The organism is Streptococcus sp. UBA632, from assembly GCF_002300045.1.
Taxonomy (GTDB): domain Bacteria; phylum Bacillota; class Bacilli; order Lactobacillales; family Streptococcaceae; genus Streptococcus; species Streptococcus alactolyticus.
Genome location: NZ_DBPA01000019.1, coordinates 33,278 through 59,533 on the forward strand (window position 1 = coordinate 33,278; position 26,256 = coordinate 59,533).

The following is a 26,256-nucleotide window of genomic DNA, read 5'->3' on the forward strand; positions in this document are numbered from 1 at the left end:
GGAAAAATAGAAAGAGTTTACAAACGCCTAAGCGCTTTTATCCCCTTTCTTTTTCCCTTAAAAGTTTTGGCTCAAAATGGCTATCGCTCTAGTCAAAATCAAATCCTTCAATGGTCGCAAAGTAATCCTCTGGGATTTCCGCACGACGAATCAAACGAGCAGTGCCGTCCTCTTGGTAAAGAATTTCAGCCGAACGCAAGCGACCGTTGTATTGGTAACCCATTGAAAAGCCATGTGCCCCTGTGTCATGAATAACCAAGATATCCCCGACACGCGCCTCAGGCAATTCCCTTTGTTTCGCAAATTTATCGTTGTTTTCACACAAAGACCCCACCACATCAACGGTTTCCAGTTTGCCATTTGGATTGCTCATGTTGGTAATGTGATGGTAAGCATCATACATAGCAGGACGCATTAAATTCACCGCAGAGGCATCAACGCCGATATAGGTACGGTAGGTTTGTTTACGATGCAATACTTTTGTGACCAACAACCCATGCGGTGCCAACATGAAACGCCCTAATTCTGTGAAAATCTTGACCTCACCAAGTCCCGCTGGAACCAAGACATCATCAAAAGCACGATGCACACCTTCCCCTATAACCGCTATGTCATTGGCTTCTTGACTTGGTAGATAATTGACCCCAATTCCTCCTGACAAATTGACAAAATCAATGGCAACACCTGTTTTTTCCTGGATTTCAACAGCCAATTCAAACAGTTGGCGAGCTAATTCTGGGTAGTAATCGTTTGTGACGGTATTTGACGCCAAGAAGGAATGCACACCAAAATGCTTCACACCTTGGGCTTTGAGTTCCTGAATCCCTTTGAGCAATTGCTCCTTGGTCATCCCAAATTTAGATTCGTTGGGATTGTCCATGATGTCTGTCCCAAGGGCAAAGACGCCACCAGGATTGTAGCGAAGGGAAATCGTGTCAGGCAAACCTGCCACTTCTTTCAAGAAAGCAATGTGCTCATACGCGTCTAAATTGATTGTCGCACCGATTTTTTTAGCGTATTGAAATTCACGAGCTGGGGTGTCGTTTGATGAAAACATGATATCCGTAAATCCCAGTTTATGGCTCATCAACAATTCCACTTCCGTTGCACAATCCACGCCACAATTTTCCTCTTGCAAAATCTTCAAAATCGCAGGTGTTGGGGTAGCTTTAACGGCAAAATACTCTTTAAATCCCTTATTCCAAGCAAATGCCTTATTGACAGCACGCGCTTTTTCACGAATGCCCTTTTCATCATACAAATGAAAGGGAGTTGGGTAAGTATCGGTAATAGTTTCAAGTTCTTTAGCTGAAATAAACGGTGTTTTCATCAGGACTCCTCTAAATTGTCAAAATATTATGATTATTATATCATAAAGCCACAAAATCACCAAAAGATAGCTAAAAAAAAGCCAGCACCAATAGTGCCAGCTTGTCAGTTAAGGTATTAATCGTCCTTTCCGAAAATACGAAGCAAGTTTAAGAACAAGTTAATGAAGTCGAGGTAAAGGCTCAAGGCCATTGAGATAGCCCAACCGTCATTGACTTGACCACCAGTGCTTGCAAACACACGCTTAATCATTTGATTGTCATAAGCAATTAAACCTGAGAAAATCAACACAGATACAATGCTGATGATGTAACTCATACCGCCAGAACCAATGAAGAGATTCACAAAGCTAGCGATGATAATCCCAATCAAAGCCGCCATCAAAGCCTTGGTCATGCCTGATAAATCACGTTTCGTAAAGAAACCAACCATTGACATAGCAAAAAAGACTAAAGCTGATGAGATAAAGGCTTGGAAAACAGTCGCCTGCGTGTAAGCTGCTAAAACAAAGCTCAAGGTAAAGCCGTTTAAGGCCGAATAAAATAGAAATAGTGGCAAGGCCGCAGGTGTGTTGCGACGCGCAGCGTTACTTGCCATAAATACTAGGGCAAGTTCTAAAAAGATAGCAACGTAATAAACCATTGGATGATAAGTGATAATATTTACCATATTGTCTGAAAAGACATAAAGCATGAGGTATGAGACAAAGGCTGATAGCCCAATTCCCATGCCGACTAATCCATAAATCTTAGCAAAAAAGCGACTTAATGCCCCGTCATTTTGAGCATAAATAACATTATTATCCATATACTTTCCTTTCTGTAATAAAGAGATAATGTCTATTCTATATTAACGATGATTGCTTGGTAAAATCTTGCGGCTGTAACGTCTGCGTTTGGTAAATCGTTTTCGCAAAGGCGTCATCGCTTCTTTAACCGCACAATATTTGTCAACCATCGTAACAATATAACCTTCTTTGTAGCGTGGTGGCGCAATAGTAGCCCCCCACATGTGTTTTAAAATAATATCCTCTTCACGTTTTGTTAAGTCCACCAATTTCCGTGCGTTACGAACAGCGATTCGAGGGTGAACCCAAGCGTGCCCTTTGTTAAATTTTGTAACTCTCCAATCGTAATAGAAAAAGTCATGCAAGAGTCCGCCACGTGCGGTAGCTTTTTCATCCCAACCCAATTTTTTAGCAATACGATAACTCGTATAAGCCACGTCGATGGAATGCTCCATCCGAGTTGAATAGTGGTGTTGGGTAATCTTATCTAATTTTTGAAAACGAGGATGTTGGATGATATGACCAACAAGGTCCATAAATTCTTTGTCTTTTTTATAGGCTTCCGTGTAACCCGCCCCCTTTCTCTCAACTTAATTATAGCATAATATCTTAAATTAAAGTGAAATAAGAGAAGGCTTAAGACCTAAGCTATCAAGTGAAAAAGCAAAATACCAGCTGCCACAGCCACATTCAAACTCTCTGCTTGACCAGGCATGCTAATGTGAACCAAATGGGTTGCTTGTTGCGCCATATTTTCCGAAATGCCATTGCCTTCATTGCCCATGACCAAAGCAAACTGCTGCGGAGCCGCAAAGTCCTTGTAGTCAATCGAATCTGATGACAAGGTGCTAGCCAGCACAGGTAGGTTTAATGTGTGGAACTGCTCGCAAGCAACCGCCATATCCATTCGCCAAACAGGTAGGTGAAAATGGCTGCCCTGCATAGAACGCAGCGTTTTTTGATTGTAAATATCGGCTGATTTTTCCGAAATAATCACACCATCTAAGCCAGCCGCATCTGCTGTCCGAATCATGGTCCCGACATTTCCAGGGTCCTGAACATCCTCCAAGACCAAGTAGCGTCCTGCTTTTAGCGCTTCAAGGGGCAACTGCGGCATCGCAACTTCAGCAATAATGCCCTGTGGTGCCTTAGAATCAGTCAACTCCCTCAATACTTCAGGAGTCACCACTGTTACCTTTGGCAAATGGCTGATGCGCTCAACAAAAGCTTCCAAAACAAAGACATTCACAAAAGTCGCCCCTGCTTTTTCCGCCTCTTCAAACAAATGCCAGCCCTCAATCAAATAAGACGACTGCCGGTATTTCTTTTGCAATAATTTTTTCGTTTTTTTAATGAGATTATTGGATTTAGAAGTTATCGTTAGCATGTTGCTATTATAACAAAAAATCTCCCAAAAAGGAGATTTCAGCACTATTTTAGCTCATTTCTAATGGTTGTCCATTAACATCTTTATCGTCTTTTTTGAGAATAAAGAAGGCATAAATAGCAGACAACGTCACAATACCAGATACCACCAAGAAGGTTTTTTGATAACCAATCTTATCATGCAAGGCTCCAAATGGCGTAGAGAAAATAATTTGTCCTACCTGAGCCGCAATTTGGAAACCAACCATGTAAAGCGTTGTTGAAATACGTGTATCAAAGTGAAGTGTGAAGTAACGGAACATCGCTAGAATAAAGATGGCCGTTTCTGGTGCGTGTAGAAGTTTAATAATAGAAACGCCTAAAGGATTGGTCACTAAACCACAACTACCGATACGTAAAACCATGATAACCAGTCCAATAAGAAGGCTTTTACGAACACCTGTTTTGCGCATCATGATAGGAACCAATCCCATCATAATGGATTCTAAAAAGACTTCCATTGAATTGAGAACCCCATATGCCTGTTGACCAATGGCAGGTGTACTAAAGAATTTAGTAAAGAAGTCAGGGAACATCTGTTGGTCAAATACGGTATAGAAAGCCCAACTCATCATGATAAAAATGATAATTTTCCACAAATCAATCATCTTAAACACGTTTAAGATTTCAGCCATAGAAGGGGATTTATCTTCTTTTTGATTTTCAGCCAAATTCTCAAATTGCTGGAGTTTTTCTTCATCATCTTCTGGTCTAAAGAAAATAAGGACCAAGAGCAACACAACTGCAAAAGCAGATCCTACCCAGAAAATCAAATAAGCATTTATGGTAAATAGGAAACCTGCCACCAAAGCCGCCACAGCATAACCAAATGAACCCCAAGCACGCGCTTGACCGTATTCAAAGTTAAAACGTCTTCCCATACGTTCTGCCAAAGCTTCAAATGTCGGCGAAGTCGCTAAAAATGCAACGGATAAGTATAAAGATCCTAGTAAAACTCCCACATAAAACTGACTTTTTAGCATAGGAACGTAAATCCATGTGAAGAAAGGTCCTAAGAAAATCTCACATCCTACACAAAACATCAAAAGTGTCTTTTTGATTCCCAATTTGTCTTGAATAGAACCATAGACAAACATCAAAATCAAGGTAATAGCAGAGTTAAAAGAATAAATGGTTCCAACTTGTGAACCTGAAAAGCCTTGCTTGCTGGTCAACCATATCTGGAAGAATGACCACCAAATTCCCCAACCTGTGAAGAAGAGCAAGATTGACAAGGAATTACTTGCATAAAAGGGATTGTCAAATTGTTTTTTCAAAGACTTCATGACTCCTAGCCTCCAAATTAGTAGGTATTAGCTTCTTCTTCCAATCGATAGATGTGGGTTTGATTATCACATGCTTGGTCTAAAGAAAGTTCAATTGCATGATTCCAGTAAATTCTTTCTGTAAAGGTAACGCTACCTTCATTCACAAAAATTTCCACTGAACTCTTATCAATATAGACTTGTAACGTCATTTCATCGGTCAAGTCAAGATGAGCAACACGTTCGCCATCGGTTGTGCTACGATTTAGAATCAAGCGTTGTCCAGACAAATCAACTGTTAAATCTAACTGATTGTCACCGTCACTTAGGGTTAGGAGTTTTCCTGATGTTACTCCTTTTATAGCCATCTCGAATTCACTGGTACGAGCCAATTCATATTTGCTATGAGCTTCCAACGTTCCACTAAATTCACAAGCTTCACGTAACGATTTCAACTCTTTGATTGGCAATTGATAGATTTTTCCATGACGGATAACCAATTCACGCGGAAGAGTGAGAGCTCCTGCCCAGCCATCTGCCTTTTCATACATTGGTGAATCCCAAGCATTCATCCATGCAATCATCACGCGACGTCCATCTGGCGTCAATAATGTTTGTGTCGCATAGAAATCATGACCATTATCAATTTCTATGAATGAACTACGTGATAAGGTAAAGTCTTCTTTCAATTGTCCCATAAGATAGCCTGTTTGGTTAAGGTTGCGATATTTGTCGCCTTTTGGCTCTAAACCTTGTGGCGACATCAACAAGATATCTTCACCATTTAGACGGAAGAAATCTGGACACTCCCACATGTAACCTTCATCTTCCAAGTTACTTGCTTTATCAAGGATAGGTAATTCCTTCCAGTCAATCAGATTGTGTGATTGATAAAGCAAGGCTCTTCCTAAACCATCTTCACCTTGACTTCCTAAAACCATATAAAAAGTATCACCATCTTGCCACACTTTTGGATCTCTAAAATGTTTTGTATTACCACTTGGTGTCGTTAAAACTGGATTACCTTCATATTTGGTAAAATGAATGCCATCTGTACTGTAAGCTAGATTTTGATCTTCGTAGAATTGCTCTTGATCATTAGGATCTGTATAATGATGTCCAGTATAAATCAACCACAGTTTTCCATCATACTCAACAGCACTTCCTGAAAAACAACCATCTTCAATAGTGGGTTCCAGAGCAATTGGTAGCGTTTCCCAATGCACTAAATCTTTACTTCTAGCATGTCCCCAGTGCATTGGACCCCAATCTGATCCATAAGGGTAATATTGATAGAAGATATGGTAGTAACCTTTGAAATACGAAAATCCATTTGGGTCATTAATCCAGCCAGCTTTAGCCATAACATGATAGCCAAGACGATAGCGATCGTTGTTCACAGTCATTGTTTCCATTTTTTTCTCCTCTTGATATGATAACCGGTTAACATATTGTGAAATCGTTTTCCTTTAAGGAATACATTCATTATAGCGCTTTCATTTTTATATATCAACCGGTTGATATAATATTTTTTAATTTTATGTGATTAACTGAAAAAACAACCTATCCTGATGATAAATTGCTTTTATATACTTTTATATATTAGAAAGCCTTGTAGGACTTATTACCGTTAACAAGTGCCATTATCTAGGAGTTTAACAGGTAAAATATGAGTATTAGATTGACTTACTTTACCATTCATGCGATTTTCTAAGAGGTTTACAGCTGTTTTTGCCATTTGATTAATCGGTTGTTGGATTGTTGAGAGATGTGGCAACAATAATTGTGTCATATCGGCACCGTCATATCCAATAATTTTTAAATCACGAGGAACTTCACGATTATACTCTCTTGCTAAAGACAATAAAATAGCCGCATCGGTATCGTTAGAGGCAAATATGCCATCAACCAGTGGATGTTCTTCAAAAATACAACGTAGAACTTCTCTTTTTTCTTCCTGACTAATATTAAAATCAATGTGATAAGTAATCGGTTTAAGACCGTGGGCTTCCATCACACTTTCATAAGCAAGCCGTCTTTGTTGGGCAGGCGTATTCAGATTTAGTGGACCATTTGTATGCACCACATAACGACAACCTCTTTTTAGTAACCTCTCCGTGGCTAGTTTACCACCTTGAAAGTTATCAGACGACACGACTGGAATGTCATCGTTCATAATGCGGTCAATTGAAACAATCGGAAGATTATGGTGGCTATATTCCTTTAAGCCTTGATTATGAGCACCTACAATCAGACCATCTACTTGATGGGTTAGGAGTTGTTTGAGGTAGTCTTCTTCCTTATCTGGATCGTTTTGTGAATTTCCCATCAACACCTTATAACCTCTTTTATACAATAAACGCTCCATTTCAGCTTCTAATTGTGCAAAAAAAGGATTATTGACTGTAGGAAAGATTAAACCAACTAGATAAGTCTTTTGTTGGAACAATTGACGAGCAATGATATTGGGTTGATAGCCTAAAGCTGCCATGGCATCGTTTACCTTCTGAATGGTTTTCTCGCTTAAGTAACCTCGATTATTTAAAACCCTAGAAACAGTTGTTTTAGAAACACCTGCTAGGCGAGCAACATCTTCTAATTTTGGACGAGTATGTGACGTATCTTTCATGCTTTCTATTATATCATAAGCCAGCCTAATCAGCTTTATGATATAATAAACGCATAAGAAGACTATAATATTATTAGGGGAGGAATTTGAGATGAAAAAAGTGCGTTTGATTGTGTCTGGTCGTGTGCAAGGCGTTGGTTTTCGCTACTCAACTTATGCAATAGCCCTTCAAATTGGGGATATTTATGGGCGGGTTTGGAATAATGATGACGGCACTGTGGAAATCCTAGCTCAATCCCAAGATGCTGCTAAAATGGCAAAATTTATTCAGGAAGTACGCAAAGGGCCGTCACAATGGGCCAAAGTGACCTATGTTGATGTCAAAATGGATAACTCTGAAGATTTTAAGGATTTTCGCATCGCCAACTAATCTTTGTCACCAATCTATCAAAAATTAGGACCATAGATGTATTGAGAATTTGCCTAAAAAAAAGTAAAATAGTAGGGTATTATATTTTTAAAGGAATAATCAATTGAACAAAAAATTAAATCGTGTCCTCTTATCGGGACTTAGTTTATCGTTATTGTTAACTTTATCTGGCTGTGTCAGTGTCGATTCTAGTGGTAACCCAACAGGAACCGTTTGGAACATTCTTGGGGAGCCGATGGCAAAACTCATCCAGTATTTCGCTAATAACATGGGGCTTGGTTTTGGCTTAGCCATTATCTTAGTCACCGTTATTGTCCGCCTCATTATCCTACCTTTAGGGCTTTACCAATCTTGGAAGGCAAGTTACCAATCTGAAAAGATGGCTTTCTTAAAACCTGTCTTTGAGCCAATCAATGAGCGTATGCGAAATGCGACAACTCAAGAAGAAAAAGCTGCTGCCCAAATGGAATTGATGGCAGCTCAAAGAGAAAACGGTATTAACATGCTTGGAGGCATGGGATGCTTGCCACTGCTTATCCAAATGCCATTCTTCTCAGCCTTGTACTTCGCAGCCCAATACACTCAAGGGGTTTCTGAAAGTACCTTCATGGGAATTGACCTTGGAACACGTAGTATTCCGTTGACAGCAGTCATCGCTATCTTGTACCTCTTCCAATCATGGTTGTCAATGCAAGGTGTAGCTGAAGAACAACGTGCAGCTATGCGTGGTACCATGTACGTGATGCCATTGATGATGGTCTTCATGGGTATGGGAATGTCAGCCAGCGTCTTGCTTTACTGGTTAGTCGGTGGTATCTTCTCGATCTTCCAACAATTAATTACCATGTTTGTTATTAAACCAAGACTTCGTCATCGCATTGAAGAGGAATTTAAAAACAATCCTCCAAAAACTTACAAATCAACCAGCCGTAAAGACGTTACACCAAACGCTAACAAAGCACAATTAAATAACACTAATAATCAAGCTCGTAAGGCAAAACGTAACGCTGGAAAACAACGAAAACGTCGCTAAAACATTCAAAAGACCGTCATTCTGATAGGAATGGCGGCCTTTTTGTTGCAATAAAAAGAAGGCTTGTAAACCTTCTTGTCATTAAGCTGTTTTTTCCACGCTCAAAATTTCAACGTCATAGCTTCCAGCAGGTGATTCAATTGTAACGATGTCACCTGTCTTTTTACCAATCAAAGCTTGAGCGATTGGGCTTTCGTTAGAGATACGACCTGAGAAGATATCCGCACCAGCAGCTCCAACAATGTGGTAAACATCTTGGTCAGTTGTGTTCACTTCTTGAACAACAACGGTTTTACCAATAGCAACTTCGTCTTTGGCAACAGCTTCGCTATCAATAATTTCAGCATAACGAATTTTAGTTTCCAAAATTTGAATTTGCCCTTCAACGAAAGCTTGTTCATCTTTGGCTGCATCGTACTCAGAGTTTTCAGACAAGTCACCGTAAGAACGAGCAATTTTAATACGTTCAACGACTTCTGGGCGTCGAACCAATTTAAGATTTTCTAATTCTTGTTCTAGCTGCTCTTTTTCAGCTAGGGTCATGGGATAAGTTTTTTCTGCCATTTTCTATCTCTTTTCTATAATTTTATATAAACAACAAATACAAACATGATGCGAAACACATCATGCTTGTACGTATTTATTACTCAGATAACTGACTATTAACGTATTTGTGAACATTCTTTTCATGGTCATCGTAGTTTTCCGAATAGTAGACATTACCTGTCTTGACATCCGCAACAAAGTAATAGTAATTGGTTGTTGCTGGATTTATCACAGCTTCAATTGCTGATAATCCTGGGTTATCCACAGGTCCAGGCATCAAGCCCGTATGGGTATAAATATTATACGGCGAATCAATTCCTGTGTCAATACTTGCGTCTGCCTCCAGAGTTGTTTCCTCGCCGAGTTTGCCCATGGCGTACAAGATAGCGATATTACTTTGTAAAGGCATGCCAGCATTTAGACGGTTGTAAAAGACGCTGGCAATGTTGCGGCGGTCCTCGTCGGTTGAGCCTTCTTTTTCCACCAGTGAAGCAAGGGTTAAGACTTCATTGACTGTCATGCCTTTTGCAGCAATGGTATCGTAGTAGCTAGACATATAAGAATCCATGGTCGCAATCATTTGTTCCACCAAATCTTCCATGCTGGTTTCTTTATAGTAGCTATACGTTGCTGGAAAAAGGTAGCCCTCCAAACGATAAGTGGCTTGGTCGGCACTTGGTAAGTCACCTAACAAGCGCGGGTATTTTTCAACCATTTTGGCGATGAAGTTCTCATCTTGAACAACGTTTAAAAAGTCGTCTGAGCTAAATGGTGTCAAGGCATCCTTGTCCGCCTTGTTTTTGGTGATCGCTTCTGAGATTTGCTTAATGGTATAACCTTCTGGAATCAAGATCTTACCAAGGGCTGGTTTTTCAGGCTCTGCCGTTCCGCCTTGTTTCAACAAGCTGCAAATCTCATCCAAATCCATGCTCGGTTGCAAATTGTAGTAACCGCTTTGGAAATTGCTATAATTTTTAAACTTGGTGTAGTAATTAAACACCGTAGCACTCTTGATAACCCCTGCTTTTTCAAGGATTTGTCCGATGTATTTGTTCCCAGAGCCTTCTGGAATATCAACCGTGATGTATTTGATTGAGGTTTTATCCAAAGGTTTAATGGCACTATCTACATAATGGTAAACAAAAAAACCGGTAGCTCCGAGTGCAATAATAATCACTGTGATGAGTACCAAAGCAATGCGTTTGGCAAGATTATCTGTTCGTTGACGTTTTCTACCCACTGTGTTCTCCAAATGTTCTTCTGTTTCTGCTGGCGATTCTGGCTCAGGCTCAAAAGAGTTGTCTGTTTCTTGGCTATCTTCGGATGAGTCCTCCTCATAGAGCATCTCAATCGGGATATCTGGCATTCCCGTAGAGCCAACCCCATCTGTCGCCCGTACAAAATAGCTTTCTTGTTCCTGTTTTTCCAGCGTTTCAGGAGTAAAGGCTTGTTGAATCGTTTCTAGAGCCTCGTCAATGCTCGAACGTTCTACTTCCGTCTGAATGCGATTTTCAGCTAAAGCCGACTGAGCCTTTTCTTCAAGCTGGCATTTGACTTCATGCGTATCTTCGTCAAAAAGTTGTGACTGATCGGTCTTATTGGCAAGTGCCGAATCCTGATTGTCCTGAACTTCTGATTTGGCTGCAGCTTCTTTGACTTGCTCGGCTAAATGTTGCTGCTGACGCAACTGCCTAGCTTCCTGCAAATCCGCTAAAATCTGCTCCTTAAAACTTTTTTTCTTGTGAGTTTTTGGCTTATCGTCGTGACGTTCGGTCAAAGCTTACTCCTCCTAAACTTAATCAATCGCCATTATAACCTAAAAAGCGCTTAAAATCAACAGAAGATAGCGCTTGTTATCTATTTTTAACATTAGCATTTTTCCTGAAAATAGCCACTTTATTTCAGAAAAAAGAGAGAACAAGTGCTCTCTCTTTTCGTTACTGTCTGTTATTCGTCAAGCTTGAAAGCAACTCTTCAAATGAGCGTTCGTAGAGTTGGATATCCCCAGCTCCCATAAAGACATAAACCGCATCTTCATGGTCCAACAACGGTGACATATTCTCAACGCTCACTACTTTAGCCGGTTTCTTGATTTTCATCGCAAGGTCTTCAACTTTGATATCGCCGTGGTCAACTTCACGCGCAGAACCGTAGATATTAGCCAAATAAACCGCATCTGCTTGGTTCAATGCGTCAGCAAATTCATCCAAAAGGGCAATGGTACGAGTGAAGGTATGTGGTTGGAAAATCGCCACAATTTCTTTGATTGGGTATTTTTGTCGAGCAGCATCAAGTGTAGCAATGATTTCAGTTGGGTGATGTGCAAAGTCATCAATAATAGTCACATCGTTAATGATTTTTTCACTGAAACGACGTTTTACCCCAACAAATGATTGCATGTGCTCTGCCACCAAATCCATGTCAAAGCCAGCCACATAAAGGTTAGCCACAACAGCTGTCGCATTTAAGATATTGTGACGTCCAAAAGCTGGTAGATGGAAGCTACCAATCTCTTTGCCTTCATGTTTGACTTTGAAAGATGAGCCACTTGTTGTGCGAACAATATCGTAGGCGATGAAATCATCCGTGTCATTGAAGCCATAGTAGTAAATAGCAGCATCTGACGTGATACGACGCAAGTAAAGGTCATCACCGTACAAGAACAAAGCTTTTTGCACTTGTTTTGCATAATCGTTGAAGGCTGCAAACACATCGTCAATGCTTTCAAAATAGTCTGGGTGGTCAAAGTCAATATTCGTGATGATGGAATACTCTGGATGGTATGGCATGAAGTGGCGTTGGTATTCGTCAGCTTCAAAGACAAAATAATTGCTATTGGCTGAGCCACGACCTGTACCGTCACCAATCAAATAAGAGGTATCTGTGATATTTTTGAGAACATGTGATAATAACCCTGTGGTTGAGGTCTTTCCGTGGGCACCTGCCACACCAAAACTGGTAAATTGACGCATAAATTCACCCAAGAATTCATGGTAGCGTTTAAAGGCAAAACCATTTTTCATGGCATAAGCAATCTCGACATTGTTGTCTTCACGAAAGGCATTACCAGCAATCAATTCTACATCTTCTGTGATGTTGTCTTCAGAAAATGGCAAAATCTTAATGCCTGCTTGCTCTAATCCACGTTGGGTAAAATAATATTTGCTAACGTCACTTCCTTGAACAGTGTGTCCCATTTGATGTAGCATCAATGCTAACGCACTCATACCAGACCCTTTAATTCCGATAAAATGATAGGTTTTAGACATGTTTTCTCCTCTATTTCATAACGGATGCCTTATTTGTTTGTATCCAATTGCGCCAAATTCATCTCTTGCGCTTTTTGATATTTTTTCTGTTTTTGGTTGGCATCCTTATTATAAATTTGACTATGTTTTAAGAATTCATAACTATTCTTTTTGGCTTTTTGAGTGGATTCCTTTTGTGAGCGTTGGTGGTTAAGGGGAATCTCAGCTAAAATGTAGTCATCTTGACGCATGTTAGCACTCAAATGACTGAATTTACCAGCCCTTTTTTTAGGAGGGTTTGGTTTTTTCGTTTGCAATGGTTGTTGATTTGCCATTTTTGAAGGTTTAGCCAAATTGTTTGATACGTAAGCTTGACGTTTTTTCTTCACATCTTGTCTGGCTTCATCGCGAGCCAGTTCAGCATAAGATTTGCCTTCATTGAGTGTTTTGACACGCTCGCTGTCATGGTCGTTTTCAGTCACAAAATGATAGTTATTTGTCACATCATTGTAGTCTTTTTCACGATAAGCGCCATGAATATTGGTAATTAAATCTGAATTCTCGTACAAAGCCATCGCTTTAGATGGACTGCTGACAGGTTCATCATCAGCCACTAACGGAAAACGTCTTGTCGTTTTCTTCACAATTTCACTTCCTTTCTAATGGTTGTATCACATGCACCTTTTGAGAACAATCGTCATCAGAATTGGCATGGACTCTTAGTTTATCAGTAGGTTTTCCCTTAGAATCACGGAAAAACCCATCTTAAACATAGCATGTTTATTATAAACTAAATCAAGCTTTTTTTCAAAATTTTCAGCGGGTTAAAGCTGATTGATGCCCAGAATTTCCTTGATGTCCTCAATGGTCATGCTGGCACACGCTTCATTGCCGTCAAGTACTGTGGTGACAAGGTTTTTCTTGTTTTCTTGCATTTCCAAGATTTTCTCTTCAATGGTCCCACGCGTAATCAAGCGGTAAACTTCCACATTGTCCTTTTGGCCAAGGCGGTGCGCACGGCTGATGGCTTGCATTTCAACAGCAGGATTCCACCACAAATCTACTAAAATCACTGTGTCGGCTCCTGTCAAATTAAGCCCGACACCTCCAGCTTTCAAGGAAATAAGAACGGCATCCTTAGAGCCATTATTGAAGGCTCGCGTCATTTCTTGACGGGCATCCGCAGGGGTTGACCCTGTAATCTTGTAAGATGTCAAGCCAAGCTCAGCCATTTCATCTTCAACTAAATCCAACATGCCTCTAAACTGTGAAAAGACGAGAGCGCGGTGACCGTTGTCCTTGATTTGTGCCAATAAAATACGCAGGCTATCGAGCTTTCCACTATTTCCCTTATAATCCATAAACAAGCTTGGCGTGTCACAGATTTGGCGCAGACGCGTAATCCCTGATAGGATTTCAATCTTGTGACGGTTAATGTCCTCATCACTAGCCCCAACAAGTGTTTCTTGCATTTGCCGCAATTGAGCGAGATAAATGGCTTTTTGCTTGTCATCCAATTCATTAGGGTAATTGATTTCAATCAGGTCTGGCAATTCTGGAAGCACTTCTTTCTTGCGACGACGCATGATAAAAGGCTTGATGAAACGGGCCACTTCTTTGGCGTCCATTTTGAGAAAGGTCTTTTTATCTGGCAATAAACCTGGCAAGACAATTTGGAAAATAGACCAAATTTCCAGCAATTTATTTTCAATCGGCGTTCCTGAAAGGGCAAAGCAATGCCCAACGTCAAATTGTCTGAGGTAATGCGCAATCTTGGTTTGCGTATTTTTCATGACCTGCGCTTCGTCCAAAATCAAGTAATCAAAGGAATGCTTTTGGTATTCCTCAAAATCTTGGCGGAAAGACGAATAGCTGGTGATGGTCACTTGGTGATTTTGGGCAATAATGTCATCACGAACAGATTTCAAGCCATAGGACACCACCACGTCAATCTCAGGCGCAAAGCGTTTGAATTCATCCAGCCAATTGTAAATGAGGCTAGACGGCGATAAAATCAAGACCCGCATGTCAGGTTTTAGGCGACTGGCAAGAAAGGTAATGGTCTGCAAGGTTTTCCCAAGGCCCATGTCATCCGCTAAAATACCGCCAAAGCCATAATGGTCCAGCATAGACAACCACCGCACCCCTGTTTTTTGGTAGGCGTGCAATTCTGCCTTGACAGGTGGGAAGGTCATCTCAAATTGTTCTGGGTGGGTCAAATCATAGGCCAATTGTTCAAATTCTTTTGAAAAGGTGATGCGGTCATTGTCCTGCAACACATCGACCAATTGGAAGGTTGACACGGCATCCATCTGCAAATGCCCATTTTTCAATGGTTTGGCACGCAATGCTTGCAAGGATTTGCTGACTTTTTTAATCTCATCATCAAAAACCACCAAACGCCCTGCCGAATCAATAAAATAAGGCTGATTTTTGGTCAAAGCCTCCAAGGCGGCGTCCACTTGGTCCTCAACAATGGTTGAAAAATCAAACGAAATATCCAGCAACCCACTTTGAGTTGTGACCGAAACGCGTGGATTTTCCACATGGTACAAGGCTTTCAAGTCGTCTGAAAGAATGACTTGCCCTAATTTTCGAAATTGTGTCACGGTCTTTGTAAAGAAGGGATACAGGTCCTCAGGCGTCAAAGGTGCGTGGTAAGACACAAAAGCAGCTGAAAAGCCGTTGGCTTTCAAGGCATTGAAAATACGCTCCTCGTGTTTGAAATGACTAGCAAAAGGCAAATTTTCCAGTTCTTGCTTGCTGCTGACTTGAACCGTGCCATAATCAAAAGTCAGGTGCAATTCCACTTCATCATAATGATTTAAAGACAGGTTAAAAATAGGACTGAAGTCTTTGATTTCAAAGCTTTTTGGTGCGTCCACACTGCCTAATTCCTTGAAATCTAGCAAACTAGAAGCCAGCTTGTCTTGGTCCTCCCAATTGAAGAACAAATGTTTGGCCAAATCCGCTTCAATCGGAAGGCTTCGGATAGCCGTTAGCATTTTTTGCTGTTTCAAATTCAAGGCATAGACAGTGCCTCTTGTGAACAAGAAAGCATTGTCAAAAAAAATGTGGAAATCACCTTCCGTAATAATCAACTCGATAGACTGACGATGCACCACCACTTGAAAGCGAATAAGCCCCTCGCTGCCATCCAACTGACGAAAAGCCAGCTCAGAATAGGGTTGCTTATGGTACTCAAATGAAAAATGATAGAGGTCGTTCAGCAAGGACAGGCCTTCTTCAAAAAGCCCGCTGGTCAAGGCTAAATACCGCCCATGATTTGGCAAAATGTAGTCCGTGTCCACTTTTTCATTGTCTGGTAATACCCGCCACAAAAACCGAATGAGTTCTTGGCTGGCCTCATCAAATTGAATCAAAGATAAAGACTCAAAATAATTCTTGCCGATTTGGTAGTGGCCTTCTTTTTTGACAAGCGCTAAAAAGGACTTGATATCGCGAATGACATAGGTCCTATCACTAGGCAAGCGGTTGATTTTAAGCGTCCACCAGTAATTAGAAGAATAAGGACTTTGGTTACCATAAGCCGACAAGCGATACTTGGTCGTGTCATCACTATTCATCTCCAAGTGGTCTAGAAAAATGCTGCCAAAAGACGTGTTTCGTTGCTCTTCTTCCTGACTTTCTTGCTTGTCTTTGAGGCTAATCGACAACTCTTTTCCTTGATGATTATTTTTTAAAAAATATTCCAAAGCAGCCAAATGTTGGCAATACCTTTTTTGGGCAAAAAGTTCACAATCACATCGAATTTGGTCATCTTCCAAGGCGTATTGCAGGTGATGTTTCCCAATGCTGGCTTGGATTACGCCATCACGCGTGCTGGTAATGGTCACAAGACCTTTTTCATACAGTTCAATACCTTGATTACGAATGCGACCTGGAATCATTCTGCTCACTGTTAGTCACCCACCTTTTTCTTATCTCTTAATTATATCAAATTAAACTTCCTTTGAGCCAGTAAATACCTTTTTTGCAGCAGAAATCAAAAAAATCTCCCGAGCAAATTGCTCAAGAGATTAGGGTATTACTGGCGTTTACGAGCAATCAAACGAATCGGTGTGCCTTCAAAACCAAAGGCCGCACGAATTTGATTTTCCAAGAAACGCATATATGAGAAGTGCATCAGCTCTTCTTCGTTGACAAAGATGACAAATGTCGGTGGTTTAAGTGAAACTTGGGTACCGTAGAAAATTTTCAAACGTTTACCCTTGTCAGTCGGTGTTGGGTTGATCGCGATGGCATCCATAATCACATCGTTAAGCACAGCTGACGGAATGCGTTTGTTTTGGCTTGCACTTATTGCTTTAATCATCTCAGGCAATTTATTCAAACGTTGCTTAGTCGCTGCTGAAACAAAGATAATAGGGGCATAAGATAAGAATTGGAATTGGTCCCGAATATCTTCTTCCCAACGCGTCACGGTGTGGTTGTCTTTTTCAATGGTATCCCACTTGTTGACCACAATGATAATTCCCTTACCAGCCTCATGAGCAAAACCAGCAATACGCTTGTCATACTCACGAATACCTTCTTCGGCATTAATAACCATCAACACAATGTCTGAGCGGTCAATGGCACGCATCGAACGCATCACAGAATATTTCTCTGTGTTTTCATAAACTTTGCCAGATTTACGCATACCAGCGGTGTCAATCATGGTATATTCTTGACCTTCGCTATCTGTAAAATTGGTGTCAATAGCGTCACGAGTTGTCCCTGCAATTGGGCTGGCAATCACGCGTTCTTCACCAAGAATAGCATTGATAAGGCTTGATTTCCCAACGTTTGGGCGTCCAATCAAACTAAACTTGATGATGTCTGGATTTTCATCTTCTTCCTCAACAGGGAGGTTATCCACAATCGCATCTAGAACATCCCCTGTTCCAATCCCGTGAACCGATGATACTGGGTAAGGATCACCCACACCAAGTGAATAGAAATCGTAGATATCACTACGCATTTCAGGATTATCCACTTTATTGACCACCAAAATCACTGGTTTGTTAGTGCGGTACAAGATTTTTGAAACGTATTCGTCAGCGTCTGTAACGCCTTCTTTTCCTGAAACCACAAAAACAATCACATCTGCCTCATTCATCGCGATATCAGCTTGGTGCTTGATTTGCTCCATAAATGGGGCATCAACGTCGTCAATTCCCCCTGTATCAATCAATGAAAACTTACGGTTCAGCCATTCTCCAGTTGTGTAGATGCGATCACGCGTTACGCCTTCGACATCTTCCACAATGGAAATACGCTCACCTGCAATACGGTTAAACAAAGTCGATTTGCCCACATTTGGACGACCGACAATAGCAACGGTAGGTAAAGCCATAATTCTTCTTTCCTGCTTCTTGCTAGAGGCATTTTTCAAAACACACCCTAGCCAAGCCTTCCTTTCTAGTTCATTTCGTTATGAGTTATTTATGCTGTCAACGTCTGTTATCACCTTGTAAATGAATCTCTTTAGCAAGGTAGCGAATCCGCTCCATAATTCGTTTGGCTTGCCATGTTTCATCACCTGAGCGTGATGTAGCAAAATGAGCCTCTAAATCCTTAAAATCAAGGTTAGACGTGAAAAACGTCAATAGATTTTCTTGCATGCGGTACTGTAAGATCACCTGCAAGACATCGTCACGAATCCACGGGCTAAATTGTTCCGCCCCGATATCATCCAAAATCAAAATTTCTGCCGCTTTGAGCTGATCAATTTCTTCCTTGACGGTACCTGTATTGATCGCACTCTTGATGCCAACACAAAAGGTTGGAAAATGCAACATGGTTGTTGATTTGCCGTACTTGGCAGACAAACGATTGGCCAAATAAGCCATCAAGTAGGATTTACCAACCCCAAACGTCCCAAAAACATACAGACCTTTTTGAGTCGTCATGTCAAAACGATTGATGTACTCGGTGATATAATGGTAAATCTCAATCCGATTGGGATCGTCCAAATCAATGTCATCCGTTGAAATCTGCTTGAAGCTAGATGGCAAGCCCATCAAAGTCACACGGTTCTTGATATCTTGCTGCTTTTTGGCCTCAACCAATTCACGCGTTTCCAAATACACCACATCGGCATAGCCTTCATTCATGCTGAGGGCTGGCCTGTAACCCTTGGCAACGTAAGAAGCATCACCTTGTTGAAACTTGTCGCGTTCCACCATAAATTGATTAAATTTAGGCAAGCTGCGTGTGATTTGCTCTTGTGTGAGCCCATGAGAACTAATAAAATCAACAATTTCAGTATCCATCAAAATCTTTTGCGTCAAGGCATTCAAGTCATGACGTTTGTTGTGAAGCTGTTTTGCTAAAGTATCTCCTATTTTTTCCATCGCTCGCTCCTTTCCTTTAATCTTCTAGCATGCTACGTTTGAGGGCTTCCAATTTGGCTTTTTCCTCAGCTGTTGCCTCGTGTTTGTAATCTTGTTCAGCCCATTTAGGGATATTTTTCTTGCTTTCTTTGGCCGTTTGTTTTTGATCCTTGCGTCGTTGTGAGAATGACCGCATTTGCAACATAGCCGCCTCGGCCGTGGCAATCTTGTGGTAAGCAAAGTCATTAGCCAATTTTAAGATATAAGCCTTGTTGAGGTTGGCTGACTTCGTTTTATTTAAAGTGTACAAGACCATGATGTTAATCACTTCATCCAAAAAGCCCATGTTGGCCAACTCTTCCAAGAGTTGACGTTCACTCGAAATGACTACCGCATGACGTGGCGATTTGATTTTAGTCAGAAAATCGCTGGCACTATCTTGCTTGGCTTCACGGAGAATAACCTGCTCTTTGGCACTAAAGGTTTCGCCAGCGGGAGCCGGATTTTCCTTGCTTTGTTCCAATTGCACCAGCATCCGTTTAGGCGAAATAGTACCACCGATAGCCGTTTGTTGAGCCAAACGATAGGTATCAAACCAATTAAGACGGTGCTTATCTGCAATCCCGTAAATGGTCAACACATCTGATTGCTCGTCCTTGAAACGCAGCCCATCACGCGCCATTAAACGTTGGAAACTCCCCAAATCAAAATGATTTTTAGACACTGGCCGCTTGATAGCTGGCGCTTCCGCAGAGAAAATATCCGAAAAGTTTTTGGAAATGTCCCTAGCATCCTGAGGAAGGCTCATATCCAATTCTGCCACGGCAACCTCACCGATTTCTTTTTCTAACAAACGGCGGTAAATGGGATTGCCCAAAAAAGCTTCGCGAGACAAGGGCTGGACTAATTTAAACACATAACCGTTACGCGTTTGGTACAAAACCAGCAAATCAATCGCTGTTAAAATAGCTAATGCTTCTTCCAAATCCCCCATGCTAACCTGAAGGTGATTGAGGATTTCACTAAATTTATGACGCTTAGCACCATTATCAAAAAAGGCATTTAGATAATGATAAAGAGCTGTCGCTTGATTACCGATAACAGGAAGATAGAGCTGCGTTAGGCTATCTGAATCCAAGACAACCTTATTGTTCTTGATATACGAAAACTCTTCAATCGGTCTCATCTACATTATCACTTCTTTTTTTCTTGCTGCGAACACGATTAGTGATTTGTTGGAGCAACTCCTCAATCTCATCGACATCTTTGAAAGACTTATAAACTGAGGCAAAACGGACATAAGTGATTTCATCTAGCTCTGCCAACTCGTCCATCACCAAATTACCGATGACGGTGCTTGGCACCTCACTATCATAATCGCTTCGAATGCTCTTTTCAATGCGCGACACCACTTGTTCAAGGTCATCGCTAGAAACTGGGCGTTTTTGAGCACTTTGGAAAATCCCATTTAGCACCTTTTCACGCGAAAATTGTTCCCTCGTTCCATCCTTTTTAATGACCAACAAAGGCAACTCTTCGATGCGTTCAAAAGTTGTAAAACGCGTATGACAGTTTTCACATTCTCGACGACGTCTTATGGTATTGCCATCTTCAGCCTGACGGCTATCAATAACACTCGATTTATGATAATTGCATTTTGGACAACGCATGCTCACACCCCATTCTACCCATTGTAATATAGTACTTTATTTTACCATAAAATAGAAGATTATAAAAGGCATTACCCTTGGGAGCTACTATCAACAAGAACTTTGGCAGACAAAAAGAGCTAGGTTAAAACCTAACTCTTAGCGGCATTCAGGAAACAAGACCTTGAACTCTGTTCCCTCGTCAATGACACTGTTAACTGTCACTTTTAAGCGGTAAACTTCGGCAATTTGTTTGAGAACATTTAAGCCAATGCCAAGCCCTTGCACCACTTCACTAACAGGTTGCGAGGTGTCAGAACGATAAAAGCGCTCGAAAATGTAATTGATTTCTTCCTTCGCCATCCCATTTCCCTCATCTCGAATTTTAAGCAAAGGTTGCTTGTCTGACAATTCCAACGTAATGTGAATGCGTTTGATTTTTGTTGAGTACTTGACCCCATTGTCAATCAAAATGAGCATTAACTGTTCAAAATGATGCTGGTAGATATTTGCCATAATGCTCTTGTTCTCAGGAAGAGAAACGTTGAAGGAAACATCTGGATAAACGACACGGATTTTTTCCAATAGTTTTTCAATAGACGCTTTCAAATCAGTCTTTTGATCCCTATTTTCGATAACTTCATTTTGGAAACGAATGCTATCCAAAATCTCATCGATCATCATGGACATTTTTTCTGTTTCATCATAGGCAACGTCCAAGCTCTCCTGTAAAATCGTTGAGTCTTCTTTACCCCAACGTTTAAGCAAGCCCAAGTGTCCCTTGATAATAGCAACAGGTGTCCTAAGCTCATGGCTGACTTCACTGATGGCTTGCGATTGGTGTTTAGTGTAATCCGCCACAACTTCTAAATAATTATTGGCATTTTGTAACAATTCCTGCTCCAAAGGATTCTTCCATTTGGTATTACCTGTTTCTTCTGGTGAACTGCTAATGGTTTCAGCCAACGATTTAAGATCCTCCAAGGGTTTCAAATAAGGCTTAGTCATCCGTCTAAAGAGCAATAAGATAACAATAAGAGCAACTACTTCAAGCACTATCATGAAGAGCAAGAGATAACGACGCGTTTTTTCATACAGTTTTAAGTCTTGAAAAACGGTCACGTAACCAATGGTTCCATGGGTTTTCTCGGATACAACCTTAGTCGTTAAATAATACCCTCTCGTCCCAACTCTGTGGTAGTTAGATGATTCGGCCAACAGATCCTCTGACTGACTAGAATCCGAATCAGTCGTTAACAGCAGGTGTTTGTCCGCATCAAAAATAGCTACCGTCTGCTCACTCGAAATATATTTAGACAGACCATCGTTTTCAAGGACAACAGATGATTGGTCTTGATCATCACCATCTACATTAGACAAATGATCCGCATTAAAAAGGGATACCAAGACAGATGTCGTCAATTCAGATTCCTTAGACAAGACTTTTGTCATTGAACGGAGGTCTTTTTTCATTTGATAACGGTCATTTGCCAAAAAAAGCTGCGTAAATCCTTGATAAAGGACAATATTGAAAGCCGTTATCATCAAAAGCAGTGGCAATATCGACGATCGCGATAGTCGCTTATTTAAAAGCTTTTCTTTCAAACGATTCATTAATTTTCTCGAATAATATAACCCATGCCCCGAACAGTTTGGATGTAAGAATCCTTACCTGGGATATCTAATTTTCCACGAAGGTAGCGAATGTAAACATCCACAACGTTGGTGTCAACGTCTTTGTCGTACTTCCAAACATTAGACAACAATTCTTTACGTGTCAATACACGGTTTGTATTAGACAAAAGAATTGACAACAAATCGTATTCGCGTTTAGTCAATGGAATATCTTCTTGGCCTCGAATAACTGAACGGTTTTGCGGGTTTAGTTTTAAGCCCACAGCATCTTCTTTATTTTGACCTTCTTTTAGGACTTTGTGCTCTGCATCTTGACGACGGAAAACCGCACGAATACGAGCAAGCAATTCTTCAATTGCAAATGGTTTTACAATGTAATCATCTGCACCGCGGTCCAAACCAGCCACGATATCCATTGTTGAATGACGAGCCGTCATCATAATGATGGATAAGTATTCTTTTTCCAAGCGAAGACGGCGTGTGATTTCATAACCGTCCATATCTGGAAGCATCAAATCCAACAAAACAAGGTCAAAGTCTTCGTTCAAAGCCAATTGCAACCCTTGACGACCATTTTCTTCTGCAACAACCGAATACCCTTCGTGTTGTAATTCCAAAGACACAAACCGTGCTAGATTTTTTTCATCTTCAATGATTAAAATTTTTTTACTCATGTGTCCAACCTACCATTTATTATTATTTTTTCTTTTTCACTTTTTCCAGCAACACTTATATCTAATCCCTAAAAATAAGTCATGTTGCACCGCTTTAAAAGTATATCAAAGTTATTATTAAACTTCAAGACAATTCTAAAATAATCTCATATTATTAAAAAGTTATTTGAAAACGACCAGACAAAAAAGCCTCTCCTGAAGCTTTTTCATCGTCCCTTACGTTTTTATGAAGTGATTTACTCATCATCAAATAAGCCACCTAAAGAGGCAAAAGGATTATTGGCCTTTTTCTTTTCGTCTTGGAGAGCATCGTATTGCTCTTCTGTCAAAACAGACCAATGATTGCCTGATGGCATTTCTGCTGAAGCTTGCTCTTCTTCACTCAAAACTTGCATCGGAATACCTAGCAAAATGTTATCAATGACGCTTTCTTCTAAATCGATAAAACCATCTTCGATAACCATGGCTAAATTTTCTCTGACTAATTCTTCCTTGTCCGCAAGGTCTGATGCTTCAACGAAAATCTCTGAAACGAGTTCTTCTTGATGAAACTCAACAGGCTGCATCGAACGACTAGACGGCAAGGTCAACGTATAGCCCAACGTGTATTGGAGCAAATACAAGCCGTCATCGTAAGAAAGATGACCAGTCGCACGAACGTCTTTGACATCTAAAATGTCCTCGTCACGCGCTTGAAGTTTTTCTTTAATATCTAAGGAACGGTCAAAAGCAATACCGTCACTATTTTTCTTTATTTCTAAAATTGAAAACATATCTTTAAAACCTCTATTTGTCGTATCGGGGAGATAGCCTAAAAACCTCCCTTACACCATTATACCACAGATATGCCTTATTCTCACATCTGACGTAAGCGCTCGATGCGGTCGGAAATAGATGGGTGCGTGCTAAACAATGAGGTCAAGCGTTCTTCCTTCTTGATAGGGTCATTGATGTACAATGCTGCGCTGGCTGCATCAACAGGTTGCTGCATTGGAGCAGATTGTTGCAATTTTTGAAGGGCGTTAATCATGCCTTGTGGGTTGCGGGTTAATTCTACCGAGCTAGCATCTGCCAAATACTCACGCTTCCTTGAAATAGCCAATTGAAGCAAGGTCGCTGCCAAAGGAGCTAGGATTAAAGACAAAATGGAAAAGAGAAAAACCAAAAGCCCTGTGCCATTGTCACGGTCATCTGAACGACGACGCCCACCGCCAAACCAAACCATCCGACTACCAAGGCTAGATAGCAAGGTAATGGCACTCGCTAAAGCCACGGCAATGGTGGAAATACGGATATCATAATTGCGAATGTGGCTCACCTCATGCCCAATGACTCCTTCTAATTCTTCACGGTTCATCACGGCTAAGAGGCCTGTCGTAGCCGCAACGGCTGCATTTTCAGGGCTAGAACCTGTTGCAAAGGCATTAAGCGATTGGTCCTCGATGATAAAGACACGAGGCATAGGAATTTGCGCCACCATCGCCATATCTTCAACAATGTGATAAAGTTGCGGAGCTTCTTGCTCGGTCACCTCACGCGCATGGTTCATTGACATGACAACATTGGTGGATTGGAAAATCATGCTCATGGCATAAATAGCACCGATAATCACGGCAATGACTACCCCAAAAGTCATATCTCCCAACCAAAGGTAACCAACCGCCGCACCAATTGCCGCTAATAGCATGAAAAACACAATAAGCAAGACAACGGTTCGTCTTTTATTACTGGAAATTTGATTATATAGCATATTTTGTTAAAAGCCTTCACATGAGGCTTTTTGTATTCCTTTCTCTGTGACGTCAGATTTAAAAATCAAAGGTTACTTTTGGAACATCTTTCTCTTCTTCAGGTGTTTCCAAAAATTGGCTTGGTTTAAACCCAAACATTCCTGCAATAAGATTGCTTGGGAAGGTTTCTAATTTCACGTTATAATTTGCCGTTGTGGTGTTAAACAACTGGCGTGAATAAGCGATTTTATTTTCAGTATTGGTCAACTCGTCTTGGAGCTTGATAAAGCTGTTGTTGGCTTTCAAATCAGGGTAGTTTTCTGCCACAGCAATGAGGTTTGACAATTGATTTGTCAAGGCATTTGAAGCGTGCATGGCTTCGGCTGGTGTTTTGGCATCTGCCACTTGTTGACGCAATTCTGTGATTTTAGCAAAGGTTTTTTCCTCGTAAGCAGCATAACCCTTAACCGTTTCAATGAGATTAGGAATCAAGTCATTTCGGCGTTTCAACTGCACGTCAATTTGACTCCAAGATTCTTTGGTTTGCATACGGCTTCTAACCAAGCCATTATAAAGGGCAATACCCCAAAGAATTAAGACGACAATTACAACAACTATGATCAAAGCCATATCATTCTCCCTTAACAGTCAGGCATCCAAATGGACGCATATTAACAACAATAATCAGACATTTCCAATGTCTTTTAACTAGGCATATTATACCAATTTTAAAACCATTTTCAAAATGATAAGTGACGAAATAGAAGGCTTTTTGGGCAATGACATTTTCAGCCTGTTATCAAGTCGTATTTGTGGTAAAATAAGAACTGTTTAGAATTACTAGGAAAGGAAAGTCGGGCTTTTTTCCGACAAGATAAAGATGACACCAGAAGAATTTTACCAGCAATTGAGCCAGCAAGGCTTTGATTTGAGTGATAAGCAAAAGCAGCAATTTGAAACTTATTTTCACTTGCTTGTGGAGTGGAATCAAAAAATCAATTTGACAGCAATTACTGAAAAAGAGGATGTTTACCTCAAGCATTTTTATGATTCCGTGGCTCCTGTTTTGCAGGGTAATATTACCAATCAAGCTATCCGCCTCTTAGATATTGGGGCTGGGGCTGGTTTTCCAAGTATCCCAATCAAGATTTTGTGTCCTGAGATTGATGTCACTATTATTGATTCGCTCAACAAACGCATTCAATTTCTCAATCTCTTGGCAGAAGCCTTGGAGTTGGATGGCGTGCATTTCTACCATGGGCGCGCTGAAGATTTTGGACAAGACAAGACCTTTCGTGCCACTTACGATATCGTAACCGCACGCGCTGTTGCCCGTTTGCAAGTTTTGACTGAATTGACCATTCCTTTCTTAAAAGTAGGGGGACGATTGGTTGCCTTGAAAGCCTCAGCTGCTGAGGAAGAATTGGCAGATGCTCAAAATGCTATGAAGCTGCTCTTTGCCAAGGTTATCGAAAACAAACACTACACCCTACCAAATGGTGACCCTCGTCAGATGACCGTTTTGGAAAAGAAAAAAGAAACCCCAAACAAGTACCCACGTAAGCCAGGAATGCCCAATAAAAAGCCACTCTAAAAAG

The 26,256-nt window shown here is 40.8% G+C and carries 24 protein-coding genes; 3 read left to right on the forward strand and 21 right to left on the reverse strand.

Features of this window, described 5'->3' with window-relative positions; genetic code table 11:
• Positions 1-88: 88 nt before the first annotated feature.
• The 7 genes from B3473_RS02360 to B3473_RS02390 form a co-directional block, all read right to left on the reverse strand.
• Positions 89-1,330 (reverse strand): diaminopimelate decarboxylase, encoded by a 1,242-nt coding sequence (locus B3473_RS02360; protein WP_167510357.1) that lies wholly within the window; start codon positions 1,328-1,330, stop codon positions 89-91.
• A gap of 116 nt (positions 1,331-1,446) precedes the next feature.
• Entirely contained in the window at positions 1,447-2,136 is a 690-nt protein-coding gene (locus tag B3473_RS02365; RefSeq protein ID WP_168260420.1) for a Bax inhibitor-1/YccA family protein, read from the reverse strand.
• A 42-nt stretch (positions 2,137-2,178) separates the two neighbouring features.
• On the reverse strand, positions 2,179-2,652 hold the full coding sequence (locus B3473_RS02370) for an HD domain-containing protein (protein ID WP_154454522.1): 474 nt from the start codon (positions 2,650-2,652) through the stop codon (positions 2,179-2,181).
• 107 nt (positions 2,653-2,759) lie between these two features.
• A complete protein-coding gene (locus tag B3473_RS02375) occupies positions 2,760-3,503 on the reverse strand; it encodes a TrmH family RNA methyltransferase (protein ID WP_154454521.1) in 744 nt (247 codons plus the stop codon).
• Between the two features lie 49 nt (positions 3,504-3,552).
• Complete coding sequence (locus B3473_RS02380) at positions 3,553-4,827, reverse strand: oligosaccharide MFS transporter (protein ID WP_293651144.1); 1,275 nt, start codon at positions 4,825-4,827, stop codon at positions 3,553-3,555.
• Between the two features lie 17 nt (positions 4,828-4,844).
• The gene (locus B3473_RS02385; RefSeq protein WP_235280773.1) at positions 4,845-6,221 is read right to left on the reverse strand and encodes a glycoside hydrolase family 32 protein; all 1,377 of its coding nucleotides are present in this window, start codon (positions 6,219-6,221) and stop codon (positions 4,845-4,847) included.
• A 215-nt stretch (positions 6,222-6,436) separates the two neighbouring features.
• Positions 6,437-7,435: a LacI family DNA-binding transcriptional regulator gene (locus B3473_RS02390; protein WP_293651145.1), complete on the reverse strand. Its 999-nt coding sequence runs from the start codon at positions 7,433-7,435 to the stop codon at positions 6,437-6,439.
• Positions 7,436-7,526: 91 nt separating this feature from the next.
• Between B3473_RS02390 and B3473_RS02395 the strand changes: the two genes are divergently transcribed.
• Positions 7,527-7,805 (forward strand): acylphosphatase, encoded by a 279-nt coding sequence (locus tag B3473_RS02395; protein WP_154454754.1) that lies wholly within the window; start codon positions 7,527-7,529, stop codon positions 7,803-7,805.
• Positions 7,806-7,908: 103 nt separating this feature from the next.
• Positions 7,909-8,838, forward strand: coding sequence for a membrane protein insertase YidC (gene yidC / locus B3473_RS02400; RefSeq protein ID WP_154454755.1), 930 nt, complete (start codon positions 7,909-7,911; stop codon positions 8,836-8,838).
• A gap of 81 nt (positions 8,839-8,919) precedes the next feature.
• On the opposite strand, the gene greA is transcribed toward yidC, so the two are convergent.
• The 14 genes from greA to B3473_RS02470 all read right to left on the reverse strand — a co-directional run bounded on the left by greA (position 8,920) and on the right by B3473_RS02470 (position 25,288).
• Positions 8,920-9,402, reverse strand: a complete 483-nt coding sequence (greA, locus tag B3473_RS02405) for a transcription elongation factor GreA (RefSeq protein WP_154454756.1) — start codon at positions 9,400-9,402, stop codon at positions 8,920-8,922.
• 79 nt (positions 9,403-9,481) lie between these two features.
• On the reverse strand, positions 9,482-11,161 hold the full coding sequence (gene mltG, locus B3473_RS02410) for an endolytic transglycosylase MltG (protein ID WP_154454757.1): 1,680 nt from the start codon (positions 11,159-11,161) through the stop codon (positions 9,482-9,484).
• A 160-nt stretch (positions 11,162-11,321) separates the two neighbouring features.
• Entirely contained in the window at positions 11,322-12,653 is a 1,332-nt protein-coding gene (murC, locus tag B3473_RS02415; RefSeq protein ID WP_154454758.1) for a UDP-N-acetylmuramate--L-alanine ligase, read from the reverse strand.
• A 29-nt stretch (positions 12,654-12,682) separates the two neighbouring features.
• Complete coding sequence (locus B3473_RS02420) at positions 12,683-13,276, reverse strand: hypothetical protein (protein WP_167829274.1); 594 nt, start codon at positions 13,274-13,276, stop codon at positions 12,683-12,685.
• 180 nt (positions 13,277-13,456) lie between these two features.
• Positions 13,457-16,552, reverse strand: coding sequence for a DEAD/DEAH box helicase (locus B3473_RS02425; protein WP_167829275.1), 3,096 nt, complete (start codon positions 16,550-16,552; stop codon positions 13,457-13,459).
• 128 nt (positions 16,553-16,680) lie between these two features.
• Positions 16,681-17,991, reverse strand: coding sequence for a ribosome biogenesis GTPase Der (der, locus tag B3473_RS02430; RefSeq protein ID WP_154454759.1), 1,311 nt, complete (start codon positions 17,989-17,991; stop codon positions 16,681-16,683).
• A gap of 97 nt (positions 17,992-18,088) precedes the next feature.
• Positions 18,089-18,991, reverse strand: coding sequence for a primosomal protein DnaI (dnaI, locus tag B3473_RS02435; protein WP_154454760.1), 903 nt, complete (start codon positions 18,989-18,991; stop codon positions 18,089-18,091).
• A 16-nt stretch (positions 18,992-19,007) separates the two neighbouring features.
• The gene (locus tag B3473_RS02440; protein WP_154454761.1) at positions 19,008-20,156 is read right to left on the reverse strand and encodes a DnaD domain protein; all 1,149 of its coding nucleotides are present in this window, start codon (positions 20,154-20,156) and stop codon (positions 19,008-19,010) included.
• Positions 20,143-20,640: a transcriptional regulator NrdR gene (gene nrdR / locus B3473_RS02445; RefSeq protein WP_154454762.1), complete on the reverse strand. Its 498-nt coding sequence runs from the start codon at positions 20,638-20,640 to the stop codon at positions 20,143-20,145. Before nrdR ends, B3473_RS02440 begins: the two co-directional genes overlap by 14 nt.
• Before the next feature lie 138 nt (positions 20,641-20,778).
• Positions 20,779-22,233 carry a sensor histidine kinase gene (locus B3473_RS02450; RefSeq protein WP_154454763.1) on the reverse strand — a complete coding sequence of 485 codons (1,455 nt, stop codon included), beginning with the start codon at positions 22,231-22,233 and terminating at the stop codon, positions 20,779-20,781.
• Entirely contained in the window at positions 22,233-22,928 is a 696-nt protein-coding gene (locus tag B3473_RS02455) for a response regulator transcription factor (protein WP_154454764.1), read from the reverse strand. The genes B3473_RS02450 and B3473_RS02455 overlap by 1 nt, the downstream gene beginning before the upstream one ends.
• A 236-nt stretch (positions 22,929-23,164) precedes the next feature.
• The gene (locus B3473_RS02460) at positions 23,165-23,701 is read right to left on the reverse strand and encodes a YceD family protein (protein WP_154454765.1); all 537 of its coding nucleotides are present in this window, start codon (positions 23,699-23,701) and stop codon (positions 23,165-23,167) included.
• Between the two features lie 83 nt (positions 23,702-23,784).
• Positions 23,785-24,678, reverse strand: coding sequence for a zinc metalloprotease HtpX (gene htpX / locus B3473_RS02465; protein ID WP_154454766.1), 894 nt, complete (start codon positions 24,676-24,678; stop codon positions 23,785-23,787).
• Between the two features lie 58 nt (positions 24,679-24,736).
• Positions 24,737-25,288: a LemA family protein gene (locus tag B3473_RS02470; RefSeq protein WP_154454767.1), complete on the reverse strand. Its 552-nt coding sequence runs from the start codon at positions 25,286-25,288 to the stop codon at positions 24,737-24,739.
• A 250-nt stretch (positions 25,289-25,538) separates the two neighbouring features.
• Here B3473_RS02470 and rsmG point away from each other — a divergent pair, with 250 nt between their 5' ends.
• A complete protein-coding gene (gene rsmG / locus B3473_RS02475; protein ID WP_154454768.1) occupies positions 25,539-26,252 on the forward strand; it encodes a 16S rRNA (guanine(527)-N(7))-methyltransferase RsmG in 714 nt (237 codons plus the stop codon).
• Positions 26,253-26,256 lie beyond the last annotated feature (4 nt).